8 protein-coding genes are annotated in these 15,857 nt (G+C 65.6%); 6 read left to right on the top strand and 2 right to left on the bottom strand.

Translation table 11 applies throughout. The annotated features are described in order from the left end of the window. Positions 1–74 precede the first annotated feature (74 nt). Genes rlmB through FBY31_RS17645 form a run of 3 tightly spaced genes read left to right on the top strand, consistent with a single transcriptional unit; the run spans position 75 to position 3,628 of the window. Entirely contained in the window at positions 75–1,064 is a 990-nt protein-coding gene (gene rlmB, locus FBY31_RS17635; RefSeq protein WP_142043681.1) for a 23S rRNA (guanosine(2251)-2'-O)-methyltransferase RlmB, read from the top strand. Positions 1,065–1,093: 29 nt separating this feature from the next. Next, entirely contained in the window at positions 1,094–3,223 is a 2,130-nt protein-coding gene (gene glgX, locus FBY31_RS17640; RefSeq protein WP_142043683.1) for a glycogen debranching protein GlgX, read from the top strand. 48 nt (positions 3,224–3,271) lie between these two features. Continuing rightward, on the top strand, positions 3,272–3,628 hold the full coding sequence (locus FBY31_RS17645; protein WP_142043685.1) for a barstar family protein: 357 nt from the start codon (positions 3,272–3,274) through the stop codon (positions 3,626–3,628). Here the strand turns inward: FBY31_RS17645 and FBY31_RS17650 are convergent. Then, the gene (locus FBY31_RS17650) at positions 3,625–5,406 is read right to left on the bottom strand and encodes a thiamine pyrophosphate-requiring protein (RefSeq protein WP_142043687.1); all 1,782 of its coding nucleotides are present in this window, start codon (positions 5,404–5,406) and stop codon (positions 3,625–3,627) included. The genes FBY31_RS17645 and FBY31_RS17650 overlap by 4 nt on opposite strands. 46 nt (positions 5,407–5,452) lie before the next feature. Beyond that, positions 5,453–8,074 (bottom strand): alpha-glucan family phosphorylase, encoded by a 2,622-nt coding sequence (glgP, locus tag FBY31_RS17655; RefSeq protein ID WP_200833469.1) that lies wholly within the window; start codon positions 8,072–8,074, stop codon positions 5,453–5,455. Between the two features lie 152 nt (positions 8,075–8,226). On the opposite strand from glgP, the gene FBY31_RS17660 reads away from it, so the two are divergent. From FBY31_RS17660 to FBY31_RS17670, 3 genes are read left to right on the top strand one after another with little or no spacing between them, the layout of a single operon-like run. Continuing rightward, the gene (locus FBY31_RS17660) at positions 8,227–10,308 is read left to right on the top strand and encodes an alpha-1,4-glucan--maltose-1-phosphate maltosyltransferase (protein ID WP_142043691.1); all 2,082 of its coding nucleotides are present in this window, start codon (positions 8,227–8,229) and stop codon (positions 10,306–10,308) included. Beyond that, positions 10,305–12,101 carry a maltose alpha-D-glucosyltransferase gene (treS, locus tag FBY31_RS17665; RefSeq protein WP_142043693.1) on the top strand — a complete coding sequence of 599 codons (1,797 nt, stop codon included), beginning with the start codon at positions 10,305–10,307 and terminating at the stop codon, positions 12,099–12,101. The genes FBY31_RS17660 and treS overlap by 4 nt, the downstream gene beginning before the upstream one ends. Before the next feature lies 1 nt (position 12,102). Next, a complete protein-coding gene (locus FBY31_RS17670; RefSeq protein WP_142043695.1) occupies positions 12,103–15,801 on the top strand; it encodes a 1,4-alpha-glucan branching enzyme in 3,699 nt (1,232 codons plus the stop codon). Positions 15,802–15,857: the final 56 nt, after the last annotated feature.

A 15,857-nucleotide genomic window follows, 5' to 3' on the forward strand; every position in this document is an offset into this window, starting at 1 on the left:
CCACTCACGCCGATTTTTCTTCGGTCAGTAGACTGGTAGGCAGACTCAGTCAGCACAATCAAGGGTGGAACACAATGGCCAACAATGGTCGCCGGTCGGTTAAAGCGAAGAAGGGCCCAACCATCGGAACCGGTGGCCATGGCCGCAAGGCCCTGGAAGGCAAGGGACCCACGCCCAAGGCGGAGGACCGTCCGTACCACAAGGCACACAAGGCCAAGCAGCTCTCCGAGCGCTCCGCGGCCAAGCGCAACACGGGGGCACGCAGCGCCGGCGCGGCCAAGTCCGGTCCCAAAGGACGTGCCACAGAAGAAGTGGTCACCGGCCGGAACTCCGTGGTCGAAGCGCTCCGGGCAGGCATTCCCGCCAAAGCCCTGCACGTTGCCATCCGCATCGAAATGGACGACCGCGTCAAGGAATCCCTGAAGATTGCCGCCGAGCGCGGGATCCCCCTGATGGAGACCGGCAAGCCCGAGCTGGACCGGATGACGGACGACGCCGTCCACCAGGGCCTGGTGCTCCAGATCCCGCCCTATGAATACCAGGACGCCTACGAGCTCGCCGAGGACACCGTGGCGAAGTGGAAGAAGGGCCACATCGCCAACGCGCCGCTCTTCGTCGCCCTCGACGGCATCACGGACCCCCGCAACCTGGGCGCTATCATCCGCTCCGTTTCCGCTTTCAGCGGCCACGGCGTGATCGTCCCCGAACGCCGCTCGGTTGGCGTCACCGCCTCCGCCTGGAAGACCAGCGCCGGGGCGGCCGTGCGTGTTCCCGTGGCCCGCGCCTCCAACCTCAACAGCGCACTGAAGCAGTTCAAGAACATGGGCATCTTTGTCCTGGGCCTGGACGGTGACGGCGACGTGTCACTTCCCGACCTGACCCTCGCCACCGAACCGGTGTGTATTGTGGTGGGCTCGGAAGGCAAGGGCCTCAGCCGCCTCGTCCGCGAAAACTGCGACCAGATCGTGTCGATTCCCATCGACTCGGCAATGGAATCCCTCAACGCCTCCATGGCCGTGGGCATCTCACTGTACGAAGTGTCCCGCCAGCGCGCGGCAAAGTAGCCGGTTCCGTGGCGGCTACTATTTAGGTGATGGCCATGCCGCTCTTCGACACCGCTGCTTCCACCACGGACGCCTCTACGGCGCTTCCACTCGGTGTCAGTGTCGCGCGCCCGGACGTGGCCCGGGCAGGTTTATCCGGCATCGGAAGGGGGCGCCCGGCGCGGGCCAACGTGGCCTGTTACGCCCCGGGTGTCCGGAACCTGGAAATTGTCTACAAGGCCCCCGGCGGCGACTGGCGTGTCCAGGCACTGCCCAACGTGAGCCAGGGCGTCCATCACGGGATCGTGGACAACCTGCCGTATGGTTCGCGGTATGGCTTCCGAGAAGCAGCTGCCGGGCAGTCCCTGCCGTTGGCCGTGCCCGCAGGCGGGATCGACGACGACGGCGGGCAACCGCTGCTGTTGGACCCCTACGGCCACGCCGTGGACCAGTCCGACGGTCTCCTGACGAGCGTGCGGATGGCTGGCGACTTCGACTGGGGACCGGACGCGCGGCTGAAGCTGCCGTGGCGGGACACCATCATTTATGAGGCCCACGTCCGCGGGCAGAGCATGCTCCACCCCGATGTGCCCGAGGAACTCCGCGGCACGTACGCCGGGCTGGCGCACCCTGCCATCCTGGAGCACCTCAAGAGCCTGGGCGTCACGTCCGTCCAGCTGCTGCCCGTGCACTTCCACCTGGATGAACCGCACCTGCAGGACTTGGGCCTGACCAATTACTGGGGTTACAACACCGTCGCCTTTTTCGCCCCGCACCCCGGCTATGCCACCAAAGCTGCGCAGGAAGCCGGCCCCCAGGCTGTCCAGGATGAGTTCAAGGGCATGGTCAAGGCGCTGCATGCCGCCGGGCTGGAAGTCATCCTCGATGTGGTCTACAACCACACAGCAGAGGGCGGCGCCAATGGCCAGACGATCAGCTTCCGCGGCCTGGGGGAGGAAAAGTACTACCGCACCGACGGGCACGGCAGGTACGTGGACACTACTGGCTGCGGCAACAGCCTGGACTTTTCCCAGCCCCGGGTGGTCCAGTTGGCCCTGGACTCCTTGCGGTACTGGGTGGATGAGTTCCACATCGACGGCTTCCGGTTTGACCTGGCGGTGACGCTCTGCCGGAATGCCGCTAATGAGTTCGATCCCAAGCACCCGTTCCTGGTGGATATCGCGGCGGATCCCGTCCTGGCCGATGTGAAGCTCATTGCCGAACCCTGGGATGTGGGCCCCGGCGGCTGGCAGACCGGGCGGTTCCCGGCGGGCTGGGTGGATTGGAACGACCACTTCCGGGATGCCGTGCGCTCCTTCTGGCTGGCCGACCGGGCCGCCCTGGAGTCCGGCGGCCAGGGCGGTTCTGTGTCCAGGCTCGCGGACGTGCTGTCCGGTTCCGCGGCCCTCTTTGCCGCCTCCGGCCGCTCGCGGCTGGCCTCGCTGAACTACATCACCTCCCACGACGGCTTCACGATGAACGATCTGGTCTCCTATGACCGGAAGCACAACGAGGCCAACGGCGAGCAGAACCGGGACGGGCACGGCGACAACCGCAGCTACAACCACGGTTTTGAGGGCCCCACTGAGGACGGCCTGGTCCTCGCCAAGCGTGCGCAGTCCCGCCGGAACCTGATGGCCTCGCTGATGGTTTCCCTGGGCGTGCCCATGATCATGGCCGGAGACGAACTGGCGCGGACCCAGCAGGGCAACAACAACGTATATTGCCAGGACAACGCCATCGCTTGGCTCGACTGGACCAGGACGCCGGAATCGCACGAGATGCTCCGGAGCACCAAGCGGTACATCCGCCTGCGCAAGGAGTTCCTGGCCGCACAGCCCAACGATTTCCCGGTGCAGGACGAACAGTCCTACCTCTACTGGTTCGACCACAACGGCCACCCCATGTCCATGGAACGCTGGAACGATCCGCACCACCGCGTTATGCAGCTCCTGCTCGGCTCCGATGACGGCACCCTGGCCGGCCTGGTGGTGGTAAACGGCAGTACCTCCGACGTGCAGGTCACCCTGCCCCGGATCATTGTGGGAGGCGCTCCGCACCGGATGTTCGAGCTGCGGCTGACCACCTCACCGCTGCACGAGCTCCGGCAGGGGATCAGGGTTTCATCGGGGGAGAAGGACCTCGTCGAGGCCAACTCCATGAACATTTACCGCACGTAATCCGGCGGGGAACAACACCATGCGCAACCGGAAAGCCCTGGCACAACCATGAAGATCTACTCCGCTGAGACCTGGACCTTGGAAGAGCTGCAGGAACAGGTGGTCGACGCCGGACGCCGCAGCTTGCTGGTCCCGGCGGCCGACAGCAGGAAGGCCGTCCTGGAAACCTTCGGCGAGGTCCTCAACTTTCCGGAACACTACGGGGTCAACCTGGATGCGCTGAATGATTCCCTGCATGATTTTGCGGACAGCATCACGGACAACGGCACCCCCCCGGTCACGGTGCTCTGGCAGGTGGCCGGGCCATTCCGCGGCGACCGGTCCTTCGGGATCATCTGCGAGATCCTCCAGGACGCCGAGCGCTACGCCGGCAAGGACCTGGCCGTCACCGCGGTCCTGCTCTAGCCGCGTTCCTCCTGGCCGGTATAGGTTGCCAGCAGGTCCAGCGCCCGGCCGCCGTCGTCCTCTTCCCCGAGGACCTTGCGCATGCTTTCCGCCTTCTCCTTGCCCCCCGGGAAAGGTGGCAGCAGGGGGACCTCGGGGTCAGTCAGGACGTCAATCACCACCGGCCGGTCTGCCGCGAAGGCGCGCTCCCAGGCATCCGCAAGAAGCTCAGGATCTTCAACCCGGATGCCCGTAAAGCCCAGCAGTTCGGCGTAGCCCGCGAACGGAAAGTCCGGGAGCTCCTGGCTGTCCCGGAACCGCGGTTCGCCCTCGGACTCGCGCTGCTCCCACGTGACTTCGCTAAGTTCCCGGTTGTTGAAGACGCAGACGACGAACCGGGGGTCCTGCCACTGCCGCCAGCGGTGGGCCACCGTCACCAGTTCGGCAATCCCCGCCATCTGCATGGCGCCGTCCCCGGCCAGTGCCACCAGCGGCCGGTCCGGGTGCGCAAGCTTGGCGGCGATGCCGTACGGGATGGAGCAGCCCATGCTGGCCAGCGTGCCGGACAGATGGGCCGGAACGCCCGGCGGAAGCACCAGTTGGCGGGCATACCAGTAGACGCAACTGCCGACGTCGATGCTCACCAGGGCATTGGCCGGCAGCCTGCCATTCAGTTCCCGCACCACCCGCTCCGGGTTCACCGGACTGGCCGGTACGGCGGCACGTTCCTCCGCCAGGGCGCGCCAGCGGACCACTTCCTGTTGGACGTCGTCCCGCCACTGGCCGGGGGGACGTGCCGTCAGCCTGGAGCTGAGCGCCTGGAGTGCAGCTGCCGCGTCACCGGCCAGTCCCACTTCAACGGGGTAGCGGTTGCCGATCTTCCGCTCATCGATGTCGATCTGCACTGCGCGGGCGGCGCCGGGCGGGGGATAAAACTCCGTCCAGGGGTCGTTCGATCCCACGATCAGCAGGGCATCGCAGTTGCCCAGCAGGTGCGCGCTTGCCGTGGTGCCCAAATGTCCCATCGTGCCCACGGCGAACGGCAGGGTCTCGTCCACGTACGGCTTGCCCAAGAGACTGGTCGCAATCCCGGCACCAAGCTGTTCCGCAATCGCCACCACTTCGGCCTGCGCGTGCCGGGCACCCTGCCCGACGAGAAGTGCAACTTTCCCCGACCCGCTCAGGATCGCGGCGGCGGCGTCCAGGTCCTCGCTGCGCGGGGTCTTGGCTGATGTGCTCCAGGAAGGGGCGGTGATTACCACCCCGTGTTCCTGTTCCAGTTCCGGCTCGGGCGCGGACTGGATGTCATGCGGCAGGATCACCACGCACGGGGACGAGGTGGCCTTCGCGGTCCGAAAAGCGCGGTCAAGGACCATGGGCAACTGCTCCGGGGCGTTGACCTGCTGCACGAACTGGGCTGCAACGTCCTTGAACAAAACGGTGAGCTCGATTTCCTGCATGTAGGCCGAGCCCAGCACCGTGCGGCTTTGCTGCCCCACGATTGCCACCACGGGCACGCCGTCGAGCTTTGCGTCGTAGAGGCCGTTCAGCAGGTGGACGGCGCCCGGTCCCTGGGTGGAGGTGACTACTCCCACCCCACCGGTGTACTTCGCATGGCCCACCGCCATAAAGGCCGCGGTTTCCTCGTGCCGGGCCTGCACGAATTCCACGCGGCCTTCCGCCCGGCGGAGGGCACCCATGAACCCGTTGATCCCGTCCCCGCTGTAGCCGAAGACACGGCTGACGCCCCATGTTTCCAGCCGGTCCACAACCAGGTCTGCCACGGTGCGGTCGTTCATGGGTTCCTCCTGCTGCTTCAGCCCTGTGCGGAGCCTGGCTTAGCTCTTACGCGTTGACGATCAGTCCCAGTTCAGCCTTGTTCGCCAGCGCGTCATGCCGCGGCAGTACCCGCACGGTGTAGCCGAAGGACCCGGACCGGTCGATCACCAGGGAGCCGCTGAACAGGTGCCGGCCGCTGCCCAGGTCTTCCTGAACCTTGAGTTCCATCACGGTGATCTCTGCCAGCGTGTCGCTTTCCTCGGCCCGGCCGTAGGCTACTTCCACGCTCACGTCCTTGGGAGTGAGGCTGTGCAGGGCCACGTAGGCGTTGACCTGGAGCGTGTCGCCGATCTGCGGGTCTTCGGAAACACCCACCGAGTCAACGTGCTCCACATGCACGTGCGGCCAGGCGGAGCGGACCTTTGCCGTCCAGGCTGCGAGGTTGCGGGCCTGCGAGTACGAATTCGCGCCGGCGCTCCGGCCCGCCTCCGCCGCCGGGCGGTAGAGGGTGTTCACATAGTCGCGCAGCATGCGCTCGGCCGAAACCTGCGGCCCAAGGTGCGAGAGCGTGTGCTTGATCATTGACACCCAGTGCGTGGGCACCTTCTCGGGGCCCGACGTCGTGGACGGACCCGCGGCGCCGGCGTCTTCGGACACCGTGTTGCCGTAGAAGCGCGGGGCAACCTGGTTCTCAAGGAGCTCATACAGGGCAGCGGCCTCGATGTCGTCGCGTTCCTCCGGCGATGCGCCGTTATTGGCGGTGGGGATCGCCCAGCCGTTCTCGCCGTCGTACATCTCATCCCACCAGCCGTCCAGGACGGAAAGGTTCAGCGAGCCGTTCAGGGCAGCCTTCATGCCGGACGTTCCGCAGGCCTCAAGCGGCCGAAGCGGGTTGTTCAGCCACACGTCGCAGCCCGGGAACAGGGTGCGTGCCATCGCGATGTCGTAGTTCGGCAGGAAGGCGATGCGGTGGCGGACCTCAGGATCATCCGTGAAGCGGACCAGGTCCTGGATCATCTTCTTGCCCGCATCGTCGGCGGGGTGGGACTTGCCGGCGATGACCAGCTGGATGGGGTGTTCCTTGTGCAGGAGCAGTGCCTTGAGCCGTTTGGGCTCGCGCAGCATCAGGGTGAGCCGCTTGTACGTGGGAACACGGCGGGCGAACCCGATGGTGAGCACGTCCGGGTCCAGGACGTTATCCGTCCAGCCCAATTCGGCGTCGGCGGCGCCGCGCTTCTTCCATGCGGCGCGCAGCCGCTTGCGGACATCGTCCACCAAGGCGGCGCGCATCTCGCGGCGCAGCGCCCAGACGTCGGCGTCGCTGACGTTGTAGGCGAGGTCCCAGCGTCCGTGGGCTTCCGCTTCACTGCCGAACTGGTCCCGGGCGAGCCTGGAAATCCGGCTGTCCACCCAGGTGGGGACGTGTACGCCGTTGGTCACGGACGTGATGGGCACCTCGGAGTGGTCGAACCCGGGCCACAGGGCCGAGAACATGCCGCGGGACACTTCACCGTGCAACTTCGCCACGCCGTTTGCCCGCTGCGCCAGCCGGAGGCCCATCACGGCCATGTTGAACACTGACGCGTTGCCGTCGGCGTAGTTCTCCCGGCCCAGCTCCAGGATCCGGTCCACGGGGACCGCCGGTGCCAGTCCAGCTTGGAAGAAATGGTGGATCTGGGCGATCTCAAACCGGTCGATGCCCGCGGGTACTGGCGTGTGGGTGGTGAAGACGGTGGACGCGCGGCCGGCAGCCAGCGCCTCATCAAAGGTGAGCGCCTCGTCCCCGGCCATCAGTTCCTGGATGCGTTCGATGCCCAGGAAACCGGCGTGGCCCTCGTTGGTGTGGAACACCTCCGGGGCTACCGTCCCGGTGAGCTTTTGGAAGGCGCGCAGTGCCTTGACCCCGCCCATGCCCAGCAGCAGCTCCTGCTGCAGCCGGTGGTCCCCGCCGCCGCCGTACAGGCGGTCGGTGATGCTGCGGGCCGCTTCGTCATTTCCCGGGACGTTGGAGTCCAGGAGCAGCAGCGGGACACGCCCGACGTCGGCACGCCAGATGTGAGCCAGGAGCCGGCGGTTGTTGGGAAGGGGCAACGAGACCTGCAGGGGCCGGCCGTTGCCGTCCGGGGAAGGCTCGCGGAGCAGGGTGAGCGGCAATCCGTCCGGATCCAGGACAGGATAGGTTTCCTGCTGCCAGGCGTCCCGGGAGAGGGACTGCTTGAAGTATCCGGCCTGGTACAGCAGGCCCACGCCGATCAGGGGCACGCCCAGGTCGGAGGCCGCCTTCAGGTGGTCCCCGGCCAGGATGCCCAGGCCGCCGGAGTACTGCGGAAGGACTTCGGTGATGCCGAACTCGGGGGAGAAGTAGGCAATCGAGGCCGGTGCGTCCGGCCCCAGGCCCTGGTACCAGCGCGGCTCCTCAAGGTACCGGTCAAGGTCCTCCTCGGCGGCACGGACGCGTTCCACCACGGACTGGTTCGCGGCAAGCTGCTGCAGCTCTTCGCGGCTTACGAGGCCCAGGAAGCCGACCGGATCCTCGCCGCTTTCGGTCCAAAGCCGGGGGTTCAGCCCGGCAAAGAGATCCCGGGTGGGGCGGTGCCAGGACCAGCGCAAATTGCTGGCCAGCCGGGCCAGCGGGCGGATCGGCTCAGGGAGGACTGTACGGACAGTAAATCTGCGGATTGCCTTCACCTGCGTCACACTAACCGACAACATGCGCAGCCGGAACCAGCTTTGCGTCTCTTTTGGGTAAATGACGTTGGCGTTCAGCAAATGACGCCAACCGCAACAAAATTAGTGAGCAGGCTTAGCAATCTTCGCCATTTCTCGCTAACGTCGAGGCTGTGACGACTAACTCAGGAACCAGTGCCGCATTAGACAATAAGCCGAAGGGCCGCATCACTGACGGCCTGCGGTTTGGACGTTTTCCCATCACTGCTGTGCAGCCGGTGGTGGATGGAGGAAAATTCCCCGCCAAGGCCCTGCCCGGTGAGGGAATAGTCGTTGGGGCCACGGCCTTCCGGGAAGGGCATGACCAGCTTGGGGTCAGTGCCGTGCTCCTGGATCCGGAAGGCACCGAGCGCCAGCGCGTGAGGCTCGCACCACCGCGTGGGGAACGCGGCATGGGAACGGACCGCTGGGAAGGCATCCTCACGCCGTCGGATGTTGGCAACTGGTCCTTCGTCATCGAAGCCTGGCACGACCGCTACGGCACCTGGCACCACAACGCCGAGGTGAAGGTGGCCGCCGGAATCGACGTGGAGTTGATGCTCGCCGAGGGTGCCGCGCTCTTGGGTGAAGCGTCCGACGACGGCTCCCGCAGCGAGGCGGACAGGGCAACATTGCACTGGGTCGCCGAGAGGCTGGCGGACCGGTCGCTCAGCCCGGAGGAGCGCCTCGCGGCCGGGTTCAGCCAAGGGGTGGCGGACATCGTGGGACGCGAGCCCATCCGAGAACTGGTGACCGTCTCCGAGCAGTTCCCGCTGCTGGTGGAGCGCGACCTCGCCGGGCGGGGCGCATGGTACGAGTTCTTCCCCCGCTCCGAAGGCGCCGTCCGCGACCACGAAACGGGGACGTGGACCTCCGGCAACTTCCGCACCGCGGCGAAGCGGCTCGACGCTGTGGCAGCCATGGGCTTCGACGTCCTGTACATGCCGCCCATCCACCCCATCGGGATCCAGCACCGCAAAGGTCCCAACAACACCCTGATCGCCGGGCCCAACGATCCCGGCTCGCCGTGGGCCATCGGAGCAAAGGAAGGCGGCCACGACGCCATCCATCCGGACCTTGGCACGTTCGAGGACTTTGACGCTTTTGTGGCGCGGGCCAACGAGCTCGGCCTGGAAGTGGCCCTGGACCTGGCGCTGCAGGCCGCACCCGATCACCCCTGGGTCCAGTCCAACCCGGAATGGTTCACCACCCGCGTGGACGGCAGCATTGCGTATGCCGAAAACCCGCCCAAGAAGTACCAGGACATTTATCCGCTGAATTTCGATAATGACCCGGAAGGCCTCTCAAACGAAATTCTCCGCATTGTCCTGCTGTGGGTCAGCCACGGCGTCAAGATATTCCGCGTGGATAACCCGCATACCAAACCGGTGTGGTTCTGGGAATGGCTCATCGAACAGGTAAATAAAGAGGTTCCGGGCGTCGTCTTCCTCGCTGAAGCCTTCACCCGCCCCGCCATGATGCACGCGCTGGGCCGCGCCGGCTTCCAGCAGTCCTACACCTACTTCACCTGGCGCAACACCAAGAAGGAGATTACGGAGTACTTCACCGAAGTCAGCCACGAGTCGTCAGCCTTCTTCCGGCCCAACTTCTTTGTAAACACGCCGGACATCCTGACCGAATACCTCCAGTTCGGCGGCCCGACGGCCTTCAAGATCAGGGCTGTGCTGGCATCCACGGCAAGCCCGCTGTGGGGCGTGTACGCCGGCTACGAGCTGTACGAGCACGTCGCCCGGCCGGGAGCCGAGGAGTACATCGACAACGAAAAGTTCGAGTACAAAGCCCGTGACTGGGATGCCGCGGCCCGCTCCGGGCGGACCCTGGCCCCGTACATCACCAGGCTGAACGAACTGCGGCACTCGCACCCTGCGCTGCAGGACCTGCAGAACCTGACAGTGCATTACAGCACTGACGATTCCACCGTTGTGTACTCCAAGCACAAGACGCTTCCCGACGGATCCAAGGACACCATCATTGTGGTGGTGAACATCGATCCCCACGTCACCAAGGAGTGCAGCGTCTCGCTGGACCTCGCGGCCCTGGAACTGGATCCGGATGACCTCACCGCGAACGGCGGCTTCCATGTGGACGACCTCATTTCCGGGGAAAGCTGGGAATGGGGCGAGTTCAACTACGTCCGCCTCGACCCGCATATTGAGCCCGCGCACATCCTGGGTGTGAGGAGAGCGCATCAGTGAGTTTTAATCCGCAAAGCTCGGGCCGGCATTTCACGCCGAAGAGCACCTTCGAACTGAATGCGCCGGGCCTGCAGCACGATCCTCTGTGGTACCGGAAGGCCGTTTTCTACGAGGTCCTCGTCAGAGCTTTTGCGGATGCCAACGGTGACGGTTCGGGAGATTTCTCGGGCCTCATCGACAGGCTTGACTACCTGCAGTGGCTGGGCGTGGACTGCCTCTGGCTGCCCCCGTTCTTCCAGTCCCCGCTGCGCGACGGCGGCTACGACATCTCCGACTACAACTCCGTGCTGGACGAGTTTGGCACCATCACCGACTTCAAGCGGCTGGTGGCCGAAGCCCACGCCAGGGGTGTGCGGGTCATCATCGACCTGCCCCTGAACCACACCTCGGACCAGCACCCCTGGTTCCAGGAATCGCGGAAGGACCCGGATGGCCCGTTCGGGGACTTCTACGTCTGGAGCGACACCGACGAGAAGTACCAGGACGCCCGGATCATCTTCGTGGACACCGAGGAATCCAACTGGACCTTCGACCCCATCCGTCGGCAGTTTTTCTGGCACCGCTTTTTCAGCCACCAGCCGGACCTGAATTTCGAGAACCCCAGGGTCATCGAGGCCTTGTTCGACGTGGTGCGGTTCTGGCTGGACCAGGGCATCGACGGGTTCCGCGCGGACGCCATCCCGTACCTCTTTGAGGAGGAGGGCACGAACTGCGAGAACCTTCCCGCCACCCACGAATTCCTCCGCAGACTCCGCACAATGGTGGACGAGAGCTACCCCGGGCGCGTCATCATTGCCGAAGCCAACCAGCCGCCCAATGAGGTGGTGGAGTACTTCGGTACGGAAGAGGAACCCGAGTGCCACATGGCCTTCCACTTCCCGATCATGCCGCGCCTGTATTACGCGCTCCGGGACCAGAAGGCCGCGCCCATCATCGAGACGATGATGGACACCCCTGATATTCCAGAGGGCGCCCAGTGGGGGACCTTCCTGCGGAACCATGACGAGCTGACCCTTGAGATGGTCACCGCGGACGAGCGGGCCGCCATGCTCGGCTGGTATGCGCCGGACCCGCGGATGCGCGCCAACATCGGCATCCGGCGCCGGCTGGCACCCCTGCTGGACAACTCCCGGGCCGAGATCGAACTGATCAACGCCCTGCTCCTCTCACTGCCGGGCAGCCCGTTCCTGTACTACGGGGACGAAATCGGCATGGGGGACAACATCTGGCTTGAGGACCGGGACGCCGTCCGCACCCCCATGCAGTGGAACCCGGACCGCAACGCCGGCTTCTCCCACGCGGATCCCGGCAAGCTTTACCTGCCTCCCATCCAGTCCCTGGTGTACAACTACGCCATGGCGAACGTGGAGGCAGAGGCGGCACACTCAGGTTCGCTGCTGCGGTGGACCCGGCAGATCCTGAGCGTTCGCAAGAACCATCCCGCGTTCGGCCTCGGTGCCTTCAAGCACGTCGAGGCCGACCACGACGCCGTGCTGGCCTACCTTCGGGAGCTGCCGGACGGCAACTTCGCGGGGGTGGACGGGGAAACAGTCCTGTGTGCCTTCAACCTTTCGCAGCATCCAGTGGCCGCCAGGCTGCGCATTCCCGATTATGCCGGGCGCGGCCTTCGGGATGTGTTCGGCGGCCAGCCATTTCCTGGCATCAACGAGGACGGGACGCTGACGCTGACCTTGGGCAGCCACGATTTCTTCTGGCTGCGGGTCCGCTCGGCCGCGTCCAATCCTTCGTCCCCCCATACGCAGGCAATGCCGATCCTCTCGATTGAGAACTGACATGAACCAGCCCATCCTTACCCCCGCCCTGACCGCGCTGCTTCAGGAATGGCTTCCGAGGCAACGCTGGTTCCCCGTCAAGACGCCCGGCTTCGAGGTGGCCCAGGCCGGCAGCCTGGGGCTGGCGGACCCTTCCGGCCACGCGGCGCTGGCGGTGTTCCTGCTGAAGGTCACCACCAAGGGGGCCGACGGCGGACGGCGCACGGAAGTGGTGCAGGTCCCCTTGAGTTTCCGGCCGGCACCGGCGGCGGGCATGGAACGGGCGCTGATCGGCGAGGCCGCGGGAACCGACCCTTCGAGGCCCTGGGTCTACGATGCAGTGCACGATCCGGACTTTGTGGGGGCCTGGCTTGAACTGATGCGCGGCGGGGAGAAGGCGCCCAGCGGCACGGCCGCCGGGTTCCGTACCCCGGGAGACCACAACCTGCCCACCGCACGCGGCCTGGTCAAAGTTCTTTCGGGGGAGCAATCCAACAGTTCGGTGATCGTGGACGACGGCGAATCGGCCACGATTGTGAAGTTCTTCCGTGTCCTGTCAGAAGGGACCAACCCTGAAGTTGAAGTGGGGGCCGCCCTCACCGCTGCGGGTACCGCTGAAGTCCCGGCCACCCTCGGCTGGGTCCGCGGTGAGTGGCTGGCACAGGGCATACCCTCCCCGGATGGCACGGCTACGGGTTCCCGGCACGCGGAGGGGGAGCTGGCCGTAGCACATGAGTTCCTGGCCGGCGGGCTTGATGCGTGGCGCCTTGCTGTTGATGCGGCGCGGTCCGGAACGGACTTTACGGCGGAGGCGCACGCTCTCGGCGCCGCCACCGCAACAGTGCACCGCCGGCTGGCCGAAGCACTTGGCCAATCCCAGGAGGCCGAGCCCGGCAAGGTGATCGCGCCGGGAGTAGCCCAGCGGGTCCGGCAGGCCTGGGCGGAAGCGGCTTCCGCCGTCGGGCCTTACGATGCAGCCTTGGACAACTTGCTGGACGGGCTCGATGGCGTCCCTGCCGGTCCGCTGCAGCGGATCCACGGCGACCTCCACCTGGGTCAGATCCTCCAGGTTCCGGGGCAGGCCGGGGAAGCGCCCCGGTGGGCAATCCTCGACTTCGAAGGCGAACCGCTGCGGCCCATCGCCGAACGGAATGTTCCCGACGTTCCCCTCCGCGACGTGGTGGGGATGCTCCGCTCCTTCGACTACGCGGCAGGGGCGGCGCGGCGCGAGCAGGAAGGCGCACAGGTGCCCGGCTCCTGGGTTGATGACTGCGCCGACGCGTTCCTTGCAGGCTACGCGGAGGTCACGCCCGGCACCGTGGACAAGGACTCGCCCCTCTTTGTGGCATTGTGGCTGGACAAGGCACTGTACGAAGTAGTTTATGAAATGCGTAACAGGCCCGACTGGCTGGCGATCCCCGTGAACGCCGCCAGGCGGCTCCTCAGCGGTAAAGACGCCGGCGACCAAGCCGGGGCAGCATCGGAAGGTAACGAAATGACAGGCTCAGCACGAACCGACCATCCGGGGGTGCCGCTGCATGTGGATGCAGGCATCCTGGGCAGGATCGCGAACGGCGAACATCACGCCCCCCACTCCGTCCTTGGCGCGCACCTCGACGACTACGGGCACGTCACTATCCGTACCGTGAAGCATCTGGCAGAGTCCGTCACCGTGATCACCGCCGCGGGTGAGGTTCCCATGGAACATGAAGCCCACGGTGTATGGGTGGCCGTGATGGAGCCTCTGCAGCAGGGCCACGTTCCGGACTACCGCCTTGCCGTCACGTACCCGGGCGCCGAACCCGTCACCGTGGACGAACCGTACCGTTACCTGCCTACCGTGGGTGAAGTGGACCTGCACCTGATCGGTGAGGGCCGGCACGAGAAGCTCTGGCAGGTGCTGGGCGCGCACGTTCAGCACTACAAGTCCTCCCTCGGCGACGTGGACGGTGTGTCCTTTGCCGTCTGGGCACCCAACGCCCAGGCCGTGCGGGTCAAGGGCGATTTCAACGCCTGGGACGGGCGCGAGAATTCGCTCCGCTCCCTGGGCTCCTCCGGGGTCTGGGAAATCTTCATTCCCGGCGTAACAGCGGGGGCGTGCTACAAATTCGAAATCCGGACCCGGGCTGGCTACTGGGTGGAAAAAGCTGACCCGCTCGCCTTCGGAACCGAGGTCCCGCCGCTCACCGCCTCGCGGGTTGTGGAGCCCTCGTACGCCTTCAAGGACGACGAGTGGATGGAGGCCCGGGCCAAGCGGGATCCGCACAACTCGCCCATGAGCGTCTACGAAGTGCACCTCGGTTCCTGGCGGCTGGGGCTGGGCTACCGGGAACTGGCCAAGGAACTGGTGGACTACGTCACGTGGCTGGGGTTCACCCACGTGGAGTTCATGCCGGTGGCCGAGCACCCCTTCGGCGGCTCTTGGGGCTACCAGGTCACCTCCTACTTCGCGCCCACCTCCCGTTTCGGCCACCCGGACGAATTCCGGTACCTGGTGGACGCACTCCATCAGGCAGGGATCGGTGTCCTGCTGGACTGGGTGCCCGCGCACTTCCCGAAGGACGCCTGGGCCCTGGCCCAGTTCGACGGCGAGGCCCTCTATGAGCACTCCGACCCGGCGTTGGGTGAACACCCGGACTGGGGCACGCTGATCTTCGACTTCGGTCGAACCGAGGTCCGCAACTTCCTCGTGGCCAACGCGCTGTACTGGCTGGATGAGTTCCACATCGACGGCCTGCGCGTGGACGCGGTAGCTTCCATGCTCTACCTGGACTACTCCCGGGAGGAGGGGCAGTGGAGGCCTAACCGCTTCGGCGGCCGGGAGAACCTCGAAGCCATCTCCTTCCTGCAGGAAGTGAACGCTACGGTATACAAGACGCACCCCGGAGCCGTGATGATCGCGGAGGAATCCACGGCTTTCCCGGGTGTTACTGCTCCCACCGCCCACGGCGGCCTGGGGTTCGGCCTGAAGTGGAACATGGGCTGGATGCACGACTCCCTCAAGTACGCCTCAGAGGACCCGGTCAACCGCAAGTGGCACCACGGCACCGTCACGTTCTCCCTGGTCTACGCCTTCACGGAGAACTTCCTGCTGCCTATCAGCCACGATGAGGTAGTCCACGGCAAGGGCTCCATGCTCCGGAAGATGCCCGGTGACCGTTGGCAGCAGCTGGCCAACCTGCGTGCCTTCCTGGCGTACCAGTGGGCCCACCCCGGCAAGCAGCTCATTTTCATGGGCACCGAATTCGGGCAGGAAGCGGAATGGTCGGAACAGCACGGTCTCGACTGGTGGCTTGCGGACATTCCGGCCCACAAGGGAATCCAGCTGCTGACCAAGGACCTCAACGAGCTCTACGCCTCCACCCCGGCGCTCTACACCCGCGATAACGAACCGGGCGGCTTCCAGTGGATCAACGGGGGAGATGCGGACCGCAACGTCCTGTCGTTCCTCCGTTGGGACAAGGAGGGCAACCCCCTGGTGTGCGCCATCAACTTCTCGGGCGCACCGCATGCTGCCTACACGCTCGGAGTGCCGGAGGCAGGACCTTGGATTGAGGTCCTCAACACCGACGCCACCTCGTACGGCGGATCCGGTGTGCTCAACAGCGGTGAACTGAAGGCGACCGAGGAGGGGCAGGACGGACAGCCGGCCACGTTGAGCGTCACCTTGCCGCCGCTTGGTGCTGCCTACTTCAAGCTGGGAACATCAACCGCCGGCTGACCCTCGGTTTATTTGTGGCGAAGGGCCCGGGATCCTCGTGATTCCGGGCTTTTTCG

This window comes from Arthrobacter sp. SLBN-100, assembly GCF_006715305.1.
Taxonomy (GTDB): domain Bacteria; phylum Actinomycetota; class Actinomycetes; order Actinomycetales; family Micrococcaceae; genus Arthrobacter.

Coding starts and splice junctions, on each gene's coding strand:
- glgX (WP_142043683.1), top strand. CDS start 1,094: ATGGCCATGCCGCTCTTCGACACCGCTGCTTCCACCACGGACGCCTCT.
- FBY31_RS17645 (WP_142043685.1), top strand. CDS start 3,272: ATGAAGATCTACTCCGCTGAGACCTGGACCTTGGAAGAGCTGCAGGAA.
- FBY31_RS17670 (WP_142043695.1), top strand. CDS start 12,103: ATGAACCAGCCCATCCTTACCCCCGCCCTGACCGCGCTGCTTCAGGAA.
- FBY31_RS17650 (WP_142043687.1), bottom strand. CDS start 5,406: ATGAACGACCGCACCGTGGCAGACCTGGTTGTGGACCGGCTGGAAACA.
- rlmB (WP_142043681.1), top strand. CDS start 75: ATGGCCAACAATGGTCGCCGGTCGGTTAAAGCGAAGAAGGGCCCAACC.